General features: G+C 42.5%; 2 protein-coding genes. Both read left to right on the forward strand.

The window, feature by feature from the left end:
• On the forward strand, positions 1–3591 hold a 3591-nt coding region (locus PX636_RS06595), incomplete at its 5' end, for an AAA-like domain-containing protein (protein ID WP_288116552.1).
• A gap of 297 nt (positions 3592–3888) precedes the next feature.
• On the forward strand, positions 3889–4509 hold the full coding sequence (locus PX636_RS06600) for an ArnT family glycosyltransferase (RefSeq protein ID WP_288116553.1): 621 nt from the start codon (positions 3889–3891) through the stop codon (positions 4507–4509).
• Positions 4510–4752: the final 243 nt, after the last annotated feature.

Genomic DNA, 4752 nt, shown 5'->3' on the forward strand with positions numbered 1-4752 from the left:
GTAGAAATTGGTTTATCCGTCCTAAAAAGCCTAGATTTCGAGATTCTTGAATCCTTAAAATCATCAGATATTCAGGAAGAACTCAATAAAACTAGGCAAAAATTAGCGGGTCAAAATATCGAAGATTTAAGTAATTTACCGCCGATAAATGAGGAAGAAAAATTAGCAATCATGAAGATAGCGAGTGCCATATTTCCTCCTGTTTATATTGCCGCACCTCATCTCTTACCCATCCTAGTATCAAAACAGGTTAACTTATCAATTGAATACGGCAATAGTTATCTAGCGGCTTTTACTTATGTCAATTATGGCTTAATTCTTTGTGGTCTTTTAGAAGATTGGGAAACGGGTTATCAATTTGGACGATTAGCTTTAAACATTGCTGATAAATTTCATGCCAAAGCCCTGATGCCGAAAATAATTGCCGTCTTTTCCGCCACTATTAGTATCTGGAAAGAACCGATTAAAAATTCCCTGTCCTTGTTAAAATCTTCCTATCAAACCGGTTTAGAAATGGGCGATCTCTACTACGGAACAACCTGCGCCTATCTTTACTGTTTTCATTCCGCCTTTATCGGACAGGAATTAACCGAATTAGCCGGAGAAATAGCTAACTATGATCTGGCTTTTGTTAAGCTCAAACAAGAAAACACCCGCAACTATCTAAAAATCTACGGACAAACAGTTTTAAATCTGCTGGGGCGCTCGGAAAATCCCGGTCATTTAGAAGGACAGTACTATCAAGAAACTCTTATGTTACCGTACCATCTAGAGGCTAATGATCTCTACGGTCTCTGTGCTTTATTTGTTAATAAATTATACCTTTGTTATCTATTTGGACAGTACGAACAAGCCATTGAAAATGCTAACCAAGCCCAAAAATATCTGGGAGGAGCTACCGCCACTTTCTTGATTTCTCTGCATAATGTCTATGATTCCCTCGCCCATTTAGCTATTTATAATCATCTGGACAATCACCAAAAACAGCAAGTATTAGAACGAGTGACGAATAATCAGAAAAAGCAACAGGAATGGGCGAATCAAGCCCCCTCTAACTATCTCCATAAATTTTATTTAGTGCAAGCGGAAAAGGAGCGGGTACAGCAATCCTATCTAGAAGCCATAGAAAATTATGATCTAGCCATTGCTAAAGCCAAGGAAAATGAATACATTAATGAAGAAGCACTGGCTAACGAACTAGCGGCGAAATTCTATCTCGATTGGGGTAAAGTAAAAATTGCCAAAACCTACATCAATGAAGCTGCTTATCTCTATTCTCTTTGGGGAGCAACAGCTAAAGTCAAAGATATAGAAAGCCGTTATTCTCAGTTAATGGTCAATAATTATGGTTCCAATTCCCTGACCGAAACTAGGAAAACTACCACCAGAAAAAATTCAGTTAGTCATGCGGGAGAACTGTTAGATTTAGCCACGATTATGAAGGCCTTCCAAGCCATTTCTAGCGAGATAGTTTTAGATAAATTACTCGCCACCCTGATGAAAATTCTCATCGAAAATGCTGGGGCGCAGCTGGGCTATCTTATCCTAGAAAGCGGCGGACAACTATTGATCGAAGCCTCCGGTTCGGTGCAGGAAGATGGGGTGACAGTCTTTAAATCTCATGCCATCGAAGAACATCTTCCCGTCTCAATTATTAACTATGTAGCCCGGAGCGGTCAAACCGTTCTTAATGACGATGCTGCCCATGAGGGTAATTTTAGCAATGATTCCTATATTAAAACCCATCAAACCAAATCCCTGCTCTGTTCGCCCCTCCTCGACCAAGGACAACTGCGGGGAATTGTCTATCTAGAAAATAATCTCACCGTCGGGGCTTTTACCCAAGAAAGATTGGAAGTGCTGCAACTGCTCTCCAGCCAAGCTGCCATCGCAATTACTAACGCCAAACTCTACGCCGAAATCAAAGCCAAACAGAGACAACTAGCGCAATTTTTAGAAGCGATGCCAGTGGGGGTATTCGTCCTCGATGCTGGCAGTCAACCCTATTATGCCAATCAAACCGCCCAAGAGATTTTAGGAAAAGAGATAGTTAATATCACCACGGCTAATCAGTTGGGGGAAACCTATCAGTTATATCAAGCTGGAACCGATCGATTGTATCCCACAGAATACCATCCGATTGCCCGAGCTTTAAGGGGGGAAAAAAACACGATGGATGATCTAGAAATTCACCAAGGAGAGAAGATTATTCCCCTAGAAGTGTATGCCACGCCCGTTTTTGACGAAAAAGGAGAAATTATCTATGCGATCGCCGCTTTTACCGATATTACCGAACGAAAACAGGCGGAAGCGGAACGGATTCGCTTTACCGAAGAATTAGCCGAGTATAGCCGCACCCTAGAACAGAAAGTGCAGGAGCGCACCCTAGAACTCAGCCAAACCCTAGAAATTCTCAAGGCCACCCAAGCAGAATTACTGTTTGAAAACGAACTCCTCAGAAGTAGCGAAGAATCTAGCACCTTTGACTACCAAGTGGGGGGCAGTTTACCCATGGATGCCCCCACCTACGTGGTCCGCGCCGCCGACCGTTATCTCTATAAAGCCCTCAAACGCGGCGATTTTTGCTATGTTCTCAATCCCCGTCAAATGGGTAAGTCTAGTTTAATGGTACGCATGATCGACCACCTCCAACACGAGGGGGTCTGTTGCGCTCCCATTGATTTAACCCGCATCGGCAGCGAAAATGTCACTCCCGACCAATGGTACAAGGGGATAGCCTTCGAGTTAGGGCGACGTTTTGGACTGCTCAAAAGGGTCAATCTCAAAGCTTGGTGGCAAGAACGGGAAGATGTCTCGGCAGTACAGCGCTTGGGCGAATTTATCGAAGAAGTGTTATTGTTGGAAGTGGGGATACTGGACGGTTCTCCCCCGAAACCGATCGCGATTTTTATCGATGAAATCGATAGCGTTTTGGGCTTAAATTTCGCGGTTAATGACTTTTTTGCCCTGATTCGTTCCTGCTATAACCAGCGTGGTTTTAACCCGCTCTATCGGCGTTTGACCTTCGCTTTCTTCGGTGTTGTCACCCCCTCCGACTTAATTACCGACCACCAAATCACTCCTTTTAATATCGGTCATTCGATTCAATTGGAGGGTTTTAAGGAACACGAAGCCCAGCCTTTACTGCGCGGATTGGCCGAGAAATTTAGTAACCCGCAAACTGTCTTAAAAGAAGTCTTTGCCTGGACAAACGGTCAACCTTTTCTGACCCAAAAACTCTGTCAGTTAATTCGCACCGCCGCCTCGCCGATTCCCCCCAATGGTGAGGCCTCCTGGATTGAGGACTTGGTACAGAAGAAGATCATTGGCAATTGGGAGGCTCAGGATGAACCGGAACATCTGCGGACTATTCGCGATCGGCTTCTCAACAGTCATCGCTCCCAGTTACTCCTGAGACTCTATGAACGGATTTTAAGGGAAAAAGAGGTAATTTCCGAGGATAGCCCTCCAGAAAAAGAGTTACTTTTATCGGGGTTAGTGATCAAAGACCAAGGCCGGCTGCGGGTCCATAATCCCATCTATCGGGCCATCTTTAACCTCGATTGGCTGGGTTGCAGCTCAAATTTGTAGAAATATCCACTACAGAGCAATTATTGGGACTTAAACGCTCAATACAGATCAAATCGATTATAATCGCTACAGAGTCGGCACTTGACGTTGAGAGATTGGCAATGAAACAGACAACCCCCTCCGAGTCAGAGATAAATGAAGCTTACTTCGCCATGTTATCTTGGTGTTTTGTGCCTAAATTTCCCCGCAAGTCAGCCCCCTGTCTCGGCCAGTGCGAGTCGCTATTCTCGGAGCAACACGAGCAGTCGTGACTAAATTACTCGAATTCCGCTATTTTCCTTTCGTAAGATTAGAGCCATGAACAAAACAGATGTAATGAGTTGGATTTATTTTAGTCATCCAAAAAAAGCTGATATTGTCAATATTTTAATAATTATTGCCATATGGACTGTGATGGTAATTGTCGTCAATCCTTTGGGTAATTTTCCTCTTAATGATGACTGGGTTTATGGACTGGCAGTAAAATCGATTCTGGAGAAAGGTGATTTCCGCCTTCCCAGTCCAGCCCATGCTAACCTATTTTTTCAAGCCTTTTGGGGAGCCTTATTTTGCCTTCCTTTTGGATTTTCATTTACTGCATTACGCTTCTCCACTTTAACCTTAGGATTAATCGGTGCGATTGGTACTTACCTGCTGCTTAGAGAAGTTAATGCCAATCAGAAAATCTCTTTGTTGGGTGCTTTGCTGTTAGTGGTTAATCCTCTATACTTTGGATTAGCTAACAGCTTTATGACCGACGTTCCTTTTGTGGCTTTAAGTGTCCTATCTTTCTATTTTCTGATCAGGGGATTGAAGCGGGAATCAATAATTGAAGTTATTCTGGGTCTTTGCCTAGTTTATATCAATATTTTGATTCGCCAATACGCCATAGTGATTCTTTTATCATTTGCCTTGGCATACTCATTTAAAAAAGATTAAAATTAAAGTTTTTGTTTGCTAGTTCTGTGATATTTTCTTCAGGGATTTTACTGCACAGATTTTATCAAAACTGGCTTTATTCTACTGGTCGCACTCCCGCAATAGCAGAGAATGTGTTAAGTAGAAAAATCTATTTTAGATACGACATTCTCATGATTTCACTAATATACATAGGGTGTTTTATTTTCCCTATTATAGCGATATTTTTCGTAAAAAAACTAAAAGAAATATCTCGCCAACAGA

The organism is Microcystis sp. M53598_WE2 (assembly GCF_030067735.1).
Lineage (GTDB): Bacteria > Cyanobacteriota > Cyanobacteriia > Cyanobacteriales > Microcystaceae > Microcystis > Microcystis aeruginosa.